The sequence below is a fragment of the Anatilimnocola floriformis genome, from assembly GCF_024256385.1.
GTDB classification, from domain to species: Bacteria; Planctomycetota; Planctomycetia; order Pirellulales; family Pirellulaceae; genus Anatilimnocola; species Anatilimnocola floriformis.
In genome coordinates this window covers 1767409-1784090 of record NZ_JAMLFW010000001.1, presented here as the reverse complement: position 1 = coordinate 1784090, position 16682 = coordinate 1767409, and the positions used below count along the sequence as shown (strand labels likewise).

The 16682-nt window shown below is 59.4% G+C and carries 12 protein-coding genes; 5 read left to right on the top strand and 7 right to left on the bottom strand.

Annotated elements, in window-relative coordinates; genetic code table 11:
* Window positions 1-3: 3 nt before the first annotated feature.
* The 5 genes from M9Q49_RS07200 to M9Q49_RS07180 form a co-directional block, all read right to left on the bottom strand.
* Window positions 4-1002 carry a type II secretion system protein GspG gene (locus M9Q49_RS07200; protein ID WP_254508037.1) on the bottom strand — a complete coding sequence of 333 codons (999 nt, stop codon included), beginning with the start codon at window positions 1000-1002 and terminating at the stop codon, window positions 4-6.
* A complete protein-coding gene (locus M9Q49_RS07195; protein ID WP_254508036.1) occupies window positions 999-1703 on the bottom strand; it encodes a type II secretion system protein in 705 nt (234 codons plus the stop codon). Before M9Q49_RS07195 ends, M9Q49_RS07200 begins: the two co-directional genes overlap by 4 nt.
* Complete coding sequence (locus M9Q49_RS07190; RefSeq protein ID WP_254508035.1) at window positions 1704-2435, bottom strand: type II secretion system protein; 732 nt, start codon at window positions 2433-2435, stop codon at window positions 1704-1706.
* 135 nt (window positions 2436-2570) lie between these two features.
* Window positions 2571-3512, bottom strand: a complete 942-nt coding sequence (locus M9Q49_RS07185) for a prepilin-type N-terminal cleavage/methylation domain-containing protein (RefSeq protein WP_254508034.1) — start codon at window positions 3510-3512, stop codon at window positions 2571-2573.
* Window positions 3513-3967: 455 nt separating this feature from the next.
* Complete coding sequence (locus M9Q49_RS07180) at window positions 3968-4918, bottom strand: alpha/beta hydrolase (protein ID WP_254508033.1); 951 nt, start codon at window positions 4916-4918, stop codon at window positions 3968-3970.
* A 158-nt stretch (window positions 4919-5076) separates the two neighbouring features.
* On the opposite strand from M9Q49_RS07180, the gene M9Q49_RS07175 reads away from it, so the two are divergent.
* The 4 genes from M9Q49_RS07175 to M9Q49_RS07160 are packed head-to-tail and all read left to right on the top strand — an operon-like array spanning window position 5077 to window position 12733.
* Entirely contained in the window at window positions 5077-7578 is a 2502-nt protein-coding gene (locus M9Q49_RS07175; protein WP_254508032.1) for a PSD1 and planctomycete cytochrome C domain-containing protein, read from the top strand.
* Entirely contained in the window at window positions 7569-8942 is a 1374-nt protein-coding gene (locus M9Q49_RS07170) for a DUF1501 domain-containing protein (protein WP_254508031.1), read from the top strand. The genes M9Q49_RS07175 and M9Q49_RS07170 overlap by 10 nt, the downstream gene beginning before the upstream one ends.
* A 53-nt stretch (window positions 8943-8995) precedes the next feature.
* Entirely contained in the window at window positions 8996-11347 is a 2352-nt protein-coding gene (locus M9Q49_RS07165; RefSeq protein ID WP_254508030.1) for a PSD1 and planctomycete cytochrome C domain-containing protein, read from the top strand.
* 12 nt (window positions 11348-11359) lie between these two features.
* Window positions 11360-12733 (top strand): DUF1501 domain-containing protein, encoded by a 1374-nt coding sequence (locus M9Q49_RS07160; RefSeq protein ID WP_254508029.1) that lies wholly within the window; start codon window positions 11360-11362, stop codon window positions 12731-12733.
* Window positions 12734-12758: 25 nt separating this feature from the next.
* On the opposite strand, the gene M9Q49_RS07155 is transcribed toward M9Q49_RS07160, so the two are convergent.
* Entirely contained in the window at window positions 12759-14081 is a 1323-nt protein-coding gene (locus M9Q49_RS07155) for a PDZ domain-containing protein (RefSeq protein WP_254508028.1), read from the bottom strand.
* A gap of 471 nt (window positions 14082-14552) precedes the next feature.
* On the opposite strand from M9Q49_RS07155, the gene M9Q49_RS07150 reads away from it, so the two are divergent.
* The gene (locus M9Q49_RS07150) at window positions 14553-15800 is read left to right on the top strand and encodes an FN3 domain-containing metallophosphoesterase family protein (RefSeq protein WP_254508027.1); all 1248 of its coding nucleotides are present in this window, start codon (window positions 14553-14555) and stop codon (window positions 15798-15800) included.
* Between the two features lie 205 nt (window positions 15801-16005).
* Here M9Q49_RS07150 and M9Q49_RS07145 read toward each other — a convergent pair whose 3' ends face one another.
* Window positions 16006-16644 carry a hypothetical protein gene (locus tag M9Q49_RS07145; RefSeq protein WP_254508026.1) on the bottom strand — a complete coding sequence of 213 codons (639 nt, stop codon included), beginning with the start codon at window positions 16642-16644 and terminating at the stop codon, window positions 16006-16008.
* Window positions 16645-16682: the final 38 nt, after the last annotated feature.

Sequence of the window (16682 nt, the reverse complement as noted above, 5' to 3'; positions counted from 1 at the left end):
GAGTTAAGGTGTGCTCGGTGGTGTGGCCGGCACACTGATCGTCGCAGGCAGGATCAGCGACCATTCGGTTTTGCCAGTGCGGGTCAATTCAATCGGCATCGGCACCGTCTTGCGCAGGCCCGCGGTTTCTGTCCAATAAGCCCGCAACACTTTGGGGCCGATCGGCACATTCGTGAATGCCACGCGCGGCGGTTCGGTCGTGAAAGGACCAGTGCGAACCTGCTGCATCACTCCCAGGCCACCCAGGCCGTCGGGGCCAAAGAGACGCACCTCTACCGAAGTGGCCGCCGTGGCATTGGTCGGATCGACCGGAACTTGCAATTCGCCGTAGCCATCGCGTTGCCAAACGGTGACTTGAATGCTGACGCTCGAATGCTGCGCGGCGGGAGTCATGGGATCGTGAAATAGCACGCTCATATCCTGATTCCAGGCAGCAGTGTTCGTGGGCGCAGCGCCCAAAGTGCCGTCGGCGCCGAAGCTGGCCACACCGGTGATCGGCTGCCCCGCTGCGGCTGGAACGACGGCACCACCGGAATCGAGCGAAAGCATCCGAAACGGACGGCCCCAACCATCGTTGTAGCGCACCGCGCCGGTCGGCTGCCGCAAATAAGGACCTCGCCAACCGCAGGCCAGCCACACTTCCGAATCAAGCGTCGACTGCTTCAGACCGTAAGCCTGCAAATTGTTCGGATTCAACCAGAGTTCTGCGCCTTGCAACGCAGGATCATCACCGATGGCCATCGGTAGGCGGCCCAGGTCAGCCACAAAGCCCTCGGTGACGCTCGGTGCTTGCTCCGTCGCGGTTTCGTGACGGCCCAGCACAGCCAGACGTAAGGCGTCCAATCCGGTTTGTGTTTTTTCGAAGCGTCGTTGCGCTAGAAACTTGTCAGTGGCCACCGTGGCAGCCGTCGCCATGGCAGCCAGGATCGCCAGCACCACAACTAGTTCCATCAGCGACAGACCGACTCGCTGAATGGCGCCGAGGTTATTGCGCTGATTCATAAGCTGGCTCCGACCAGCAAAATGACATCATCGCCAATTTGCGCTGCCGAGGGATACAGCACGTCCGGCGGCGTTTCGAGCACGCCGTTTGGTCCTGCCGAGACGACGCGAGTCACTCGCAGATCAGTCGAGTAGCTCGCATCCGTCAACGAAATCGGTTGCTGCAGCACGATCGGCTGACCCCAGCCATCGACGGCCGTGGCATCGCCATCTTCGCCGTACAACCGCGTGAAACCGCGCGACGTATCAACCGCATATTTCGGCGTTCCCACTCCGGCCTGCAGGTAGGGGCCATTCCAACCACGCTTGGTAAACGGATCAAATCCAAGCGTCGGCAAGCCGCCACCAATGGCAACCGAGCCGTAGGTACTGGGATTCACGAACAAATAAACCAACTGCGGATGAAACACTCGGCTGGCATCCAGGGTCAGCGGCAAACGCTCGAATTGATCCTGGTAATAACCGTTCGCGACGGCATCGCGAACCGATTGCAGGCTGTGCTGCGTAACCGTCAACCTTGCGTCACCCATTCGTCGCGAGAGCGCGGGAACCACAATCGCCGACAGCGCCATCAAAATGGTCAAAACGACGACCATTTCAAACAGCGTCAAGCCGGTGAAGTGTTTCGAGCGTTGCGGCACGATGCACATGTGGTCGCGTGAACCTGATTCTCGAAAGAGCGTGAAATGGAGATCTGGCAACTACGGCTGCATGTTCAGATGAGCGTCGCCGAATTCATCGTGACGAAAGAGAAACACCACCACGTCGTCCACGCGCTGCGCCACCGTTGGCATCAACACATCGGGCGGCGTGTCGATAATGCCGTTGCGGCCGGCCGAAACCAAGCGCGTGTGCTGACGATCGATTTCGTCCGTGATGTTGTTGCTGTTAAAGTCGGGCTCTTGAATGACGATGGGGTTGCCCCAGGCGTCGATGATCGTGGGATCACCAATGCATGTCGTCGCGTCACCAACGCCGTAGCGATTCGTAAAGTTAGTGCCCGTTGTCAGCGAGGTATCGGTATCGGTGACGAAATACTCTGAACCAGAGTGGAGCGGATACGGACCCTGCCAGCGACGCCCACTCAGCATGTTCGTGGGCGTGAGAAAGTCGTTGGTCGTATCGCCATCTTCGTGCGTATCGGGATTGACGAACAAATAAACCAACTGCGGCCCCCGTTGCCGCGTGGCCGACATACCGGTCGTCAGGGCAGCCCGCGGCCGGGGCAACTCGCCCATGTCGGGCATGTATTGATTCACCAGGACCTCGCGGAGCCGATTGCACGTCTCGCGAGTGGCCACGAGTTGCGAGCGTTGGCCGATCCAACTGATCACAGGAATTATCAACGTGCTCAGAGCGAGCAAAATGACCAGCACCACCATCATTTCGAGCAGTGTCAGACCGTTTCTCGTGCTTGCGGGATGCGTTTTCATGCGGTGTTCGCCCAGTCAACCATTGCAGTGCAAAAAAAAGCCATCAGCATTCACATCTTGCTGCTGATGGCCCGCGAACTTTCAGACAATGCCCATCCATTTGCTTTGCCGGCGGAACTTTGCAGACCGCTCGTACTACTCGGTCGGCCCCGAACCCTTATAGCGGTCGGTGGTCTGAGCAATGGTGGTGAAGGTCGGGTCGGTGACGCACTTCAGCTGCACTTGACCACGGCCAGTGGCACCCGGGCCAACGTCGAAGAAGGCAATGAAGCGACCATATTTGCCAGCGGCAGCACCGCTGTACTGGGGCGGGCTGCTCATCGTGGTGCCGACGGCGCTATTGCGGCCACCGATACCTACAGCGACCAAATAACGACCAGTCGGGATGACGGGGATCGTGGCATTTGCCTGGTTGGGGTAGGCGGCGCGAATGAGTCGGGCCAACGTACCAGTCGTCGAGGTAGTGGTGACGTTCTTGACGATCGCCACGTTTTGCAACACGGCGGGCACGCCGGTCACTGCGGCAACGTCGTCGGAAGTACCTGGTAGACCGTCCGGTCCATCGCTGGCGGCAACCGCAGTCACAGCGGGAGTGATCGTGCCGCCAACCGTGTAAACCGTGCTACCTTCCGTGCTGGTATTCGGACCGCTGTAGGTCGAGCTCGCGGTCAGGTTGTGATTGACGAACGAGGTCAAAGCCCCGTCATTCGTCAGGTAGTAGTTGAGAATGGTCATATCGCTGGCGGTAGCGACATTGGCAATCGTGCTCAACGGGATTTCCGAAGACGGCCAAACCGACGCGCCGGTCGACGTGGTCAGGTACAGCGTACCGGTGGTCGTCACCAGCGAATCAAAGCGGTCGGGATACCGGCCGGTCGATGACCGGAAGATTTCCAGATTGTTCATCGCTTCGGCAGCACCGGCGGCGCCGGTGGCGTATTCGGCCTGCTTGCGGACCCAGCCCAGCAGCGGCACAACGAGCGCCGCGAGGGCGACGAGCACCACGAGGACGATGATGAGTTCGAGCAGCGTAAAACCAGACTCGCGACGACGTCGCACATTCCACGACTTCAACATAGAAACCTTTCCCGGGATGGGCCCGGCCAGCAAAAGATGATTGCCCTGCTGGTCGTCGCTGTGCGCGCAGGTACATCCCGCTAACTCGCCAACACCAACCGAAACCGCCCCACTTGATGGGCCACCAAGGAGTCAAAACTGCTGAGATCAAGCCGACGTAATGCTGGGGAGGAGAATCCCGCGCCGGAGAAGCTGGCGAGCCGAAAGGTGGGCTGGCTTCCGTTGATATTGAGAGTCGATCTCAGTTACGGTCGAGTATAAAAGGCCGCAAACTAGTGTCAAGCACTTCGCAGCGAATATTCAAAAAAGCGCTACTGCCGCCCGGAGCGCAGGGCGAAATAGTCGCGAATCAGCGAAAAAACGCTGGTAGAAGGGTCGCAGTCGACCGTCGCTTGATTTTGGCCGCAGGCAAGATGCTCTGCGGCCGAAGCTTAAAGCAGTGGCTTGGTAGGGAACTACTTCGCCTCCGGAAGCAACTTCAAATCGGTGGCCCACTCGGCGAGTCGAAGCTGCCATTTGCCGTACGGAATGCCCTGTCGCGCCGAGATCGCGCCGCCGTGCTTTCCTTCGCCGTAAATATGCATTTCGATATTCAGCGGCTTGGGTTTCATCGTCCGACCGGTTTCGAAGAGGGCGTTGTAGAACTCCACGGTTTGTTGGGCGTGAAAAACGTCGCCCGTGCCAGGGCACACCAGAAACGTCGGCGGCAAGTTGGTCGGCACCTTTTCCAGGCTCAATGAACCGGGAACCCAGCCGGGATAAACGAGCACGATCCAATCGGGGCGCGAACTGACCCGCTCAACCGGATCGGCCGAGTCGGATTTGCCTTCATCGAACGTGAGTGCAAGTCGAGCGGTTTGCTCGCCACCCGCCGAGAACCCAATGTGGCCGATCTTATTCGGATCGATCTTCCATTCCTCGGCGCGAGCCCGAACAGTACGCATGGCCCGCTGAGTATCGAGCAAAGCGTCGACGGCCGATACATACGGCTTCAAGCGATACCGATGCACGAAGCACGAGACGCCGAGGGAATTGAACCAAGCGGCAATGTCGGTTCCTTCGCCACCAACATTGCAAGTGTTGTTGCCACCACCAGCGGCAATGACCACCGAAGTTCCATTCGCCTTCGCAGGATCGGCCAGATACACCTCGATCGACGGATTATGGATATTCGTAACGGCGCCGACCTTGCCGTTGTTGATGTTGAACTTCTCCTCTTGATCAGAGCCCGGCCCGGCCTTGAGCGCAGGATGACCGGGTGGAAAAAGCGGCACCACGACATGCCCGGCAATCAAGGGCTTAGGCTCGATGGGTTTGTAGGCAGCAGAATCGTCGGCCGCAATCACTTGCGCCGAAACGAGGCTGCAAAGCAGCAAACTGCAAAAGGAAGAGGAAAGGATTCTCATGTTATACCTGCGCTAAGGAGAGTTCTGCCCAAGAGTCAATGCGTGCTGCTTAGGATAGCGGCGTACATCGGGCGGTGGTGGTCGAAGTCTCGAATTTTGCCACCTGGCGTCGTCGCAAAGCGAGACAAGGGCCCAGAATACCGATTATGATCGCGTGGATGAAGCAATCTCTTGTTGCCGGAGTTTTCTTGTGCGCGCTTTTCGTCGCGATGGGAAAGGCCTGCGCGCAGAGCACGAATCAAACTACCGCCAAACCAGATACCAAGCCCACTGCTGAAGAGATTGAGTTCTTCGAGAAGAGCATCCGGCCCATTCTGGTCGATAAGTGCTACAGCTGTCATTCGGCGGAGGCTAAGAAGCTGAAGGGAAACCTGCTGCTTGATTCGCGCGCGGGAATTGCCGCCGGCGGTGAGAGTGGCGATGTCATTTCGGGGCGTGATCCTGACCAAAGTCGTCTGATCCAAGCCGTGCGCTGGACCGAGTCCGACATTCAAATGCCGCCGACGGAAAAGCTCACGGCGGCGCAGATCGCCGCGCTCGAGCGGTGGGTGAAGATGGGTGCGCCAGATCCACGCAGCGGTGATGTCAAAGCGGCTACGACGGCGAAGAAGATCGATCTCGAACAAGGCCGTCGCTGGTGGGCGTTTCAGCCGGTCACGGCCAGTGATATCGAGTTGAAAGATGAAGCCGGCTGGACCAAGAAAAAGATCGATCGCTTTGTGCTCGCCAAGTTGCAAGAGAATCAACTGCAGCCGTCGCCAATCGCAGATCGCCGCACGTTGATCCGGCGGGCTTACTTGGATCTGACCGGTTTGCGGCCGACGTTTGATCAGGTCGAAGCGTTTGCCAAAGATGACTCTCCCGGTGCGTACGCCCGCGTGATCGAAGAGTTACTCGCTTCGCCCCACTATGGTCAGCGCTGGGGCCGTTACTGGCTCGACGTCGTTCGCTACGGCGAGACCAACTTCACCGGCGAAGCCACCACGCCGCCATATCCTTTTGCCTGGCGTTATCGCGATTGGGTAATCACGGCCATCAACGCCGATGTTCCCTACGATCGCTTCGTCAAACTGCAGCTCGCCGCTGACTTGATGCCGGGAACCTCGCGGCAGGATCTGGTCGCGCTCGGTTTTCTGGGAACATCGCCCGGCTATCACAAAGACGGCCGGCTGTCGAAAGATGTGGTCGAGACGCTTTACACCGATGACTGGGACGAGCGCGTCGATACCGTAACGCGCGGCTTGCTGGGGCTGACCGTGTCGTGCGCTCGCTGCCACGATCACAAGTTTGATCCGATTCCCACGGCTGATTACTACAGCCTGGCTGGTGTCTTCGCGTCGACCGTGCAAGCGCCCCGACCGCTCGCCGAAATCGACCCAGCCGCGGAAACTCGCTTCATGGTTGACACACAGCGTATTTTTTATCGCAGTTATGTCGCCAATCTGATGCGTGACGATCCTGGCTCCAAGGTCGGCGAAGCCCGCAAGAAGGTCGTTCGCTACACCGCCGAAATGGAGCAGATGCGCGACGATAACGCGGGCTTGCGCGACAAGCATCCCGAGATGTATGCCCATCTGGCGCAACTCGCGAAGCGGCCGAATCCTTATCCGGATGAACCAAAGAATCAAACGCCACAGCAGGCAGATCGCGGCCGCGGGCGGCGCAATGCGAACACCGATCCGCTCTTTCACGCGGTTTACGACGCCGGCTTTTTTGTCGACGGCGCGGATCCTGATTTGACGATGCTCGAGATTCGGCCCGGCGAGCCGCGCGATTTGCACGTGCTCCCCGGCGGCAATGTTTCGAAGCCCGGCGCCGTAGCGCCGCGCGGTTTTTTAAGCGTGCTCGCGAAGGGCGATCCGAAGTTTCACCAAGGATCAGGCCGGCGTGAACTTGCGGAGCGAATCTTCGGTGATGCGGCCGCCCTCTCCGCGCGGGTCATGGTCAACCGCGTGTGGGCCTGGCACTTTGGCAAGCCGTTGGTGGCAACGCCGAGCGACTTCGGCGCTCAAGGCGATAAGCCGACGCATCCGCAGTTGCTCGATGATCTGTCGGCCCGCTTTATCGAGAACGGCTATTCGCTCAAATGGTTGCATCGCGAAATCATGTTGTCGGCCACTTATTGCCAGGCCAGTCAAACGCGCGAGAGCGCGGCTCAGATCGATCCAGCGAATCGATTGTTGTGGCGGATGAATCCGCGGCGGCTCGATATCGAGGCCTATCGCGATTGCTTGCTGCAGGCCAGCGGCAATCTCGACGAACGCCTGGCAGGGCCGTCGTTCGATCTCGATCAACCAGGCGGCGTGCGGCGCACGGTCTACGGCCGGATCAGTCGCGACCGGTTGAGCACGATGTTGCAACTTTATGATTTCCCCGCGGCCACCATGCACAGTCCGCAGCGCGAGGCCACCACATCGCCGCTGCAGCAGCTGTTTGTCATGAACAGCGCCTTTGTGCAAGAACGCGCCGAAGCCCTGGCTCGGCTTGTCGAGCAGGAGCCCGATACCAGTGCCAAAATCAACGGCCTGTATCGCCGATTGCTTTCGCGTGAACCTACCGAGCAAGAACAGCAATTGGCCGATAGATTTTTGAAATCAGCCACACTCACGCAATACGCCCAAGCCCTCATCGCTTCGAACGAGGTGATCTTTTGGCCCTGATTCCGCAATCGTCGCTCTACAACACTTCGCGCCGCGAGTTTGTGCAGTCGCTGTCGGCCGGCCTGGGATCGGTCGCGCTGGCGAGCATGTTGGCGCAGCCGAGCGCCGGCGCGGCGGTCGTAGCTCCGCGCGCGAAGGCCAAGCACAACATCGTGCTCTTCATGCAAGGCGGCCCTTCGCAGATGGATCTGTTCGATCCCAAACCGGCGCTCGAAAAGTACGCCGGGCAGCGGCCTCCGGAAGCGAACCTTCGTACTGAGCGCACGACCGGCGGTCTGCTGCCGTCGCCGTTTGCATTTAAGAAGCATGGCGAGTCGGGCATTGAGGTCAGCGAGTTGCTGCCGAAATTGGCCGAGGTGATCGACGACATTTGCGTCGTCCGCTCGATGTACACCTTTAACCCCACGCACAATCCGGCTCGCAGTCTGATGCACTCGGGCAACATCTCGGCCACGCGGCCGACGCTGGGTTCGTGGCTCGATTACGGCCTCGGCTCGGACAATCAAAACCTTCCGGGCTTCGTCGTGCTCAGTCCGGGCGGTGGCGCCGGCGCGAATGCCCGCAGCGGCTTCCTGCCGGCCAAGCATCAGGGGATCGGCTTCGATTGTTCGCAAACCGAACCGGAGAAGATGATCCGCTATTTACAAAACAAGCAACTCGCCGCGCCTGAGCAACGCCGGCAACTCGATCTGGTGCAAGAGTTGAACCGCGAGCATCTCAGTTCATTCGGCCACGACGAGTTTTTGGAAGGCCGCATTCAGGCGCTCGAGACCGCTTATCGCATGCAGTCGGAAGCGACCGACGCGTTCGACATTCGCAAAGAGCCCGAATCGATTCGCCAGGAGTATGGCAACACACCGTTCGCCAACGGCTGCTTACTCGCTCGGCGATTGGTCGAGCGGGGCGTCCGTTCGGTGCATGTTTACTACGGCCCCGGTCAGCCTTGGGATGATCACAGCCGCATCAACAAAAATCTGCGAGGCCGCTGTCCGGACATGGATCAGGCGTCGGCTGCGTTGATTCGAGACCTGAAACGCCGCGGCCTGCTTGAAGAAACTGCCGTGGTCTGGGGCGGCGAGTTCGGCCGCACTCCCGTTTCCGAAAGTAGCGACGGCCGCGATCACAATCCTTACGGCTTCACGATGTTCATGGCCGGTGGCGGTTTCAAAGGCGGTCTGTGTTACGGTGCGACCGATGAACTCGGTTTTCGGGCGATTGAGAATCGCGTCTCCATCCACGACCTCCACGCAACGCTGCTGCACGTGCTGGGAATCGATCACGAACAACTGACCTACCGATACGCGGGCCGCGATTTCCGCCTGACCGATGTTCATGGCGAAGTCATTCACGATTTGCTGGTGTGAGACAAGCGGACTATAAACCAGTTACCCCTTCCCGCCCGCCGCGCGTAACTGCTATGTCCATATCCATCCGCCTGTTGCTGTTCTTCGTCACGGCCTGGCTGACGTCGTTGCGCGTGGATGCCGCGGAAACGGAATTCGCTCCGGAGCAGATCGAGTTCTTCGAAAAACGGGTCAGGCCAATTTTGGCGAACCGTTGTTACGAATGCCATTCAACAGCCAAGGCAAAAAAACAAGGCGGCCTGTTGCTCGATGACCGAGCCGCGATCCTCACTGGCGGTGACAGCGGCGCTGCAGCCACACCGGGCGAACCAGACAAAAGCCTGCTGATAGAAGCCGTCCGCTACGATCCTGCCGGCTTTCAAATGCCGCCGACCGGCAAGCTGCCCGCAAGCGAAATCGCCACGCTCGCCGAATGGGTAAAGCTCGGCCTACCGCATCCCACGGCGGCTGCTACGAAAACGGCGAAGAAGGAAATCGACCTCGCGAAGGGACGGCAGCATTGGGCTTTTCACCCGCTGCGCGAACACTCCATCCCGGATGAGACGCAACTCGCCGGCGGCAATCGAATCGACTGGTTCTTGAATGCTAAACGTGAGCAGCATGGCTTGAAGGCTTCGCCCGCTGCAGACGCACGCACGCTGTTCCGCCGCGCTTCCTTCGATTTACTCGGCTTGCCGTCTGCGGAAGCTGATCTCAAGCAAATCCCTGATGGTAAGCCTTTCGACGTTCAGTACGCAGAGTATCTCGACCAACTCCTGGCCTCGCCGCATTACGGCGAACGCTGGGGCCGTTATTGGCTCGACCTCACGCGTTATGCCGACATCATGGAGCAGTGGCGCGAGGGGGAAGGTCAACCGTGGCGATATCGCGACTGGGTCGTTCATTCGCTGAATCGCGACACGCCCTACGATCGATTCGTGCAGCAGCAATTGGCTGCCGATCTGTTGCCCGATGCTCAGCCAGCCGACTTTGCCGGGCTCGGCTTTTTGGGTTTGAGTCCCTCATATTGGAAAGAGCTGAAGCTCGATCATCAGGTCATCAAGCAAGTCGTCGCCGAGGAATGGGAAGAAAAGCTCGATGCCATCGGCAGCACGTTTCTGGGGCTGACCATCGCCTGCGCTCGTTGCCACGATCACAAGTTCGACCCGATCACGACGAACGACTACTACGCACTCGCTGGCGTGCTCGCGAGCATCCGCGAAGCCGATCGTCCGTTGCTGGCTGCTGATCAGGCCGCTCCTGCGCTGGCTGCTCGCTCACAAGCTAAGACACTTGAGGCGAAGATCAAGCCGCTCGCGGCAAAATCCAAACCGACCGACGAAGAACAGGCCGAACTGGCGAAGTTGCAAGCCGAACTCGCGACTGCAAAACAAACGCCGCACTTCGATCTGGCCATTGCTTGCGGAGTGGTCGATGCGGCGTTGCATGTGTTGCCCAATGGCCAGAACGCCACGCGACTCGATTACAAACCAGGCGTGGCGCAGGATGTCGCGCTGCACATCCGCGGCAACCCCGCACGCACGGCTGCCGTCGTGCCGCGGCGGTTTCTGACGGTTCTTTCGAATGAATCTTCGCAGCCCTTTCGCCAAGGCAGTGGTCGACTCGAGTTGGCGCAATCCATCACCAACGAAGGCGGCGGTCTCGCGGCCCGCGTGATGGTCAATCGCGTGTGGAAGCATCATTTCGGCCGCGGCCTGGTCGAGACGCCGAGCAACTTTGGCCTGCAAGGCTCGCCGCCGTCGCATCCGGAATTGCTCGACGATCTCGCCGCGCGCTTTGTCGCTCACGGCTGGTCACTGAAGTGGTTGCATCGCGAAATCATGACCTCGGCTGCCTACCAGCAGTCGAGTCGTCGTGATCCCGCGCAGTTCGCAATCGATCCCGACAATCAATGGCTGTGGCGAATGACGCCGCGGCGGCTCGATGTGGAGTCATGGCGGGATTCGCTGCTGCTCGTCGCAGGCGAGTTGAATGAAAACGTCGGTGGCCCGCCGCTGGAACTCGATCAGGCGACGAATCATCGCCGCACGGTTTATGGCCTCGTACGACGCCGCGAATTAAGCGAGCTGCTGCGGCTATTCGACTTTCCCGATCCGGTGGCATCGAGCGCGCAGCGCGAGCCAACCATCACGCCGCTGCAGCAGCTGTTTGTGCTCAACAGCCCGTTCTTCGAAATACAGTCGCGGCAGCTCGTGGAGAAAGTTCTCACTGGCTCGCAAAGCGAAACGGGTCGGCTGCAAGTGGTTTATCGCCGCTTGTTTCAGCGCGAGGCATCACTTCGCGAAGTGGAACTCGGCAGTCAGTTTGTGCGGCAACTTCGCAGCGGCGGCGCGAGTGAAAGCGAAGCCTGGCGACAGTATGCTCATGTGCTGCTGGCGAGCAACGAATTCCTGTTTGTAGACTAGCGAGGCAAACCCATGAAAAACTTGCCGCCTTTCTCACGCCGCCAATGCGTGCAAGCGCTCGGTGGTGGACTCGGCAGTATTGCCCTCGCGGGCATGATGCCCGCTGAAACTGCCGCGGCAGAAGTAGCACCGTCGCAGACGCATTTCGCGCCGCGGGCCAAGCGGGTTATTCAACTCTTTATGAATGGCGGGCCATTTCAGGCCGATCTGTTTGATCCCAAGCCGGCGCTCAATAAGTTTGCCGGGCAGCGCCCCGCCGAAGTGCAACTCCGCACCGAGCGCGAGACCGCCGGATTGATGGCCGTGCCGTTCAAGTTTCAGAACTGCGGCGAAGGTGGTTTGCCGATTTGCGAACTACTGCCGAATCTGCAGCAGCGGGCCGATGATTTGTGCGTCATCCGCAGCTGCCACACCGACAATCCGAACCATGGCCCCGCGCTGTTCCTGATGAACAACGGCACGATGGCGCCCATCCGGCCGAGCATGGGAGCGTGGTTCACCTACGGCCTCGGCACCGAGAACAGTGATCTGCCGGGCTACGTCGTGCTCTGCCCCGGTCGACCGGTGCGGTTCGCGGAGCTCTGGACCAGCGGCTTTTTGCCCGGCGAACATCAGGGGCTGTATATCAACAGCAGTCAGATCGATCCGGCCACGATGATCCCCAACGTCCGCCACAAGTTGGCGCCCGCCGATCAGCAGCGACAACTCTCGTTGCTGCAACAGCTCAACGAGCAACATGCCGACGAGCGCGGCGGCGATGCCCGCTTCGACGCGCGGATCCGATCCATGGAAACCGCGTACCGCATGCAGTTTGCCGCGACCGATGCTTTTGACATCAACCGCGAATCGGCAGCAACGCGGGCTCAGTATGGCAAGTCTCATTATGCAAACGCCTGCTTGCTCGCGCGGCGACTTGTCGAGCGCGGCGTGCGTTTTGTGCAGGTCTATTACGGCAACGGTCAGCCGTGGGACACGCACAACAATCACAACGAGCAAGTCCGCCGGCTGTGCAAAGACATCGATCAACCGACCGCCTCGCTATTGGCCGATTTGAAGCAGCGCGGGTTGCTGGAAGATACCCTCGTCGTGTGGGGCGGCGAGTTCGGCCGCACCAGCACTTCCGAAGCGGGGGACGGCCGCGACCACAATCACTACGGCTTTACGATGTGGTTAGCCGGCGGTGGCGTGCGCGGCGGTTATGCACACGGCGCGACCGATGATTTCGGCTTTCGCGCGGTCGACGACAAAGTTCACATTCACGATCTGCACGCGACCGTTTTGCATCTGTTAGGACTCGATCACGAACGGCTGGTCTATCGACATGCTGGTCGCGATTTTCGTCTGACCGATGTGCACGGCCGCGTGGTGCATGCCGTCATCGCCTAACGCAGTTGCGGCCCACAACAAACCACTACTTATCAGCCTTCTTTCGCAGTTCGTCGACTTCCTTGCGCAGGGCCTTTAGTTCGGCCTTCATCGCTTCCAGATCGGGGCTGGCCAGCGAGTCGAGCTTCTTCAAGATCTGATCGAGCTTGGCGTCGGAATTGTTCGGGCCGATTGCGTGAGCCCACGCCGTGGCCGCTTTGGCTACGACGGGCGGAGTAGCCGGCATGCCCGGCACGGTTGGCAGCGCGGGAACCGGAGCAACGCCATAAGGAACGGTCGCGCTGGGGGCGATCGTCGTCACCGTAGGACCGTTGCCGCCGGGAATTTGCACTCGGGCGGTGTGCGGAGTCACGTTCATATACGGATTGGTAAACGTCGTCACAAAGGGCGGGCCGTTTCCATGCAGCATCTGTTCGATGGCGGGGCGAAGTTCTTTTGGCAGGGCGTCGAGTTTATCGCTCGTCGCATCCCAACTCTTGTCACCCTTCTTGACCTGAATCTTCGCCGGCTTGTTTCCTTCTTTTGTGATCTGCACCGTCACATCGTCGGGCAACTTCGCAACGTCGCTCTGCATGATGAAGGCGCCGGGACGGACCAGCATGAGGTCGACTTTTCCCTGCTCAGGCTGCGTTTCGGCTCGCAACGTTTCGAGGGCTTTCTCGAACTGCTTTTGAGCGGCGTGCAACCGTTCGAGCCGAACGGCGGGAGCGGTGAGCACGGGCAGTCTTTCATTCTCGTTCTCGCGCTTGGTGGGCGTGATCTTGAGCTTGATCTCCTTGCCGCCGCGTAGGACGAGGAACGGCACCTCCGTGGTCTTGGCAGCGTCGATGGCTTTCACCAGGTCGGGACCGGTTTCGATCTTCGCGTCGCCAGCTTGCAGCAGAATGTCGTCGGCTTGCAGTTCGGCTTTGATGGCCGGGCTGTCGGGATAGACTTGCTGCACCAACACGCCGTGCTTCACTGGGATGTGCTTGCGAACTTCAGCCGAAACGGGCGCAATCTGCACACCGATCCAATAATCCGACTGCGGCATTTCACCCCAGAAGTCTTCGTTGGCAATCTCAACCGTGGCGCCTTCAGCTGCTTCGGCAATTTTTTCGCCCAGTTCTTGAGCGCGGCGGAAGATGCGGGCCCGCAACGGTTGGCCGTCGGTTTTGCCCTCTTCCTTCTTCTCGGCTTTCTCGTCGTCCTTGCCGAGAACCCGTTCTTCGAGCACTTGCAACACCTTGCCATCAGGTCCGGCGATCGCGCGGACGCGAACCTCCACAGGTTGGTCCTGGCCAAACGTAGTGGTCGTGGCGAGCGCCGCTGCCAGGCAGCTGGCGGAAAACATCTTGGTCCATTTCATGTGAAAATCTCCTGCTGGGGGAAAGGCGATGAGCATCCGTGTAATCAATGTTCCGCAGCTGCTACGCCATGAATAGTTGCCGCAGCCCGTCCTCTCTTGCGAGAAAAACCTCAACCGGCTCGCGTCGTTCGCACAACACTTTTCACAACAGATTGTTGCACTTTTTGAACCTCGTAAGTCGCACACTCTTATCGCCTTAGATCAAACCACCCCAAAAAGCTCACAACACTTCACAACCACTAATCTGGGTGTCGCACGATCACCGACCAACCAAGCATTCCTTCGCCCGCATAACTGGCTTCCGCGCAGCAGTAACCACCCCCGCCAGGCCGAAGATTCAGCCGAGTCAATTTAGTGTTATATTGTACATGTATGCAATTGCCAAGTCAACGAGCGTCGATCGAAATTTGGAAGCCCGCAGGCTGTCGGTTCGGGCAAGCTGTGACTAAATCCCGCAAGGGCCAAATTGCAATGGACGACGTTCTGAACTCTGCGACTCGCCGTGACTTTTTGGTGGGCACGGCGGCAGCGACCCTCACACCGTTGTTGGTGAGTGAAACCGCTGCGCAAACCACTGACGCGCCCGCAGACGCCAAGCTTTACATCCAGCCGTACCTGCAGAACCCTACGGCAGACGCGATGACGATTTGTTTCGCCGCGCTCGCTGCCGACGACGTGCGTGTGCGCTGGGGTAAAGACAAAACCGCGCTGACAGAAACGGCGCGCCTCACGAGTTCGGCGATTCCCAAAGTTACCTGGCGAGTTTGGAAGGCGCGACTCGAAAAACTGAACGCCGCGCAGACGTATTACTACCGCGTCGACTATCGCGAGAACGGCGAGGAGCGTTCGTCGGAGATCTACACCTTCACGCCCTTCGATCCGCAGGGGAAAGAAGTGCGGGCGGTTATTTACAACGACGTGCACGATCGCATCGCGACGGCTGAGGCGCTGGTGAAGCTCGTCAAGCCAAGCGACTTCGAGTTTTCGATTTTGCTCGGCGATATGTGGAACGATCCGAGTGTGGCCAACAACGCGCGGCAAGCGCTCGTCAATCTCGAAGCGTATGTCCGTCTCTTCGATGGTTCGAACAAGCCGATGCTGTTTATCCGCGGCAACCACGACGTGCGCGGTTCGTTTGCCGGGCAGTTGTCGCACCTGGTCGATTTTCCCGGCAGTGATCCGGCCGCGCCGTTTGCCGAACAAAAGGCGTATTTCGATTTTCTCCTCGGGCCCTGTTGGTTTATCGCCCCCGACTCTGGCGAAGACGGCTCGAAGAAAATGGAACTCTTTCAACCTTATCGCCAGCAGCAAACAGAATGGCTGACGGGGCTCTTCGCCAATAGCAGCGAGCGTTCGGCGACGTGGCGGATTTTGCTGACGCACATACCGCTCTACTATCGCGGCTTTTGGGATGCAGCCCACTCGCGCGACTTGTGGGAGCCGGTGCTGCGCGGCGCGAAGATCGACCTCTGCATTTCCGGACACATTCACAAGTACGATCTGATCGCCAAGGACAAAGAGATTGTCCACGTTGTCGACAAAACCAAACCCGACGAAACGACGATCCGCCACACGCCGCCATTCGCCACCGTGATCGGCGGCGGCCCGAGTCTGCCTGAAGCCACCGTGACGTTCTTCACCGCCAGCGAGAAACAATTGCGCGTACGAGCACTCGATGCTCAAGGGCGCGAAGTGGTGAAGTTTGAACAAGAGCGTTAGGAAAATGTCGCCGAATACTCTGTATTCGGTGGGTTGAGGTGAACTTATCGCGCGCCGAGGAACGAGCCCCGCGAAGTTCCGGTTTTGGCGAGTGGACTCGGCGGCGTCTTTACTCCATCGGCCAACACACTGAGAGACCGCGCGCCAACCTTCCCTCGCCGCCGGCCGAAAATCGCTGACGCTCTTTCGGCAGCGCGCGGCCGTTTTACCTCAACCCATCGTTCACGGAGTGAACGACGACAATGTCGCCGAATACTCTGTATTCGGTGGGTTGAGTTGAACTTGTCGCGCGCCGAGGAACGAGCCCCGCGAAGTTCCGGATTTGGCGCGTGGACTCGGCGGCGGCTTTTACTTCCGCGTTCCGCTCGCCGACCGATCGGGCTCCAACCTCCACTTGCCAAACACGCCGAAAGTCGCGGAGCTCTTTCGGCGGCGCGCGGTTGGTTAGCCTCAGCCCATCGTTCACGGAGTGAACGACGACAATGTCGTCGATTTCTCCGAAATCGATGGGTTGAAGTAACCCTATCACGACCGCAGGAACGAGCTCCGCGAAGTTCTGGATTTGGCGCGTGGACTCGGCGGCGGTTTTTGCTTCCGCGTTCCGCTCGCCGACCGATCGGGCTCTAATCTCCACTTGCCAAACACGCCGAAAGTCGCGGAGCTCTTTCGGCGGCGCGCGGTTGGTTAGCCTCAGCCCATCGTTCACGGAGTGAACGACGACAATGTCGTCGATTTCTCCGAAATCGATGGGTTGAGGTAACCCTATCACGGCCGCAGGAACGAGCTCCGCGAAGTTCCGGTTTTGGCGAGTGGACTCGGTGGCGGCTTTTACTCCATCGGCCAAGGCGCTGCGAGACCGCGCGCCAACCTTCCCTCGCCACC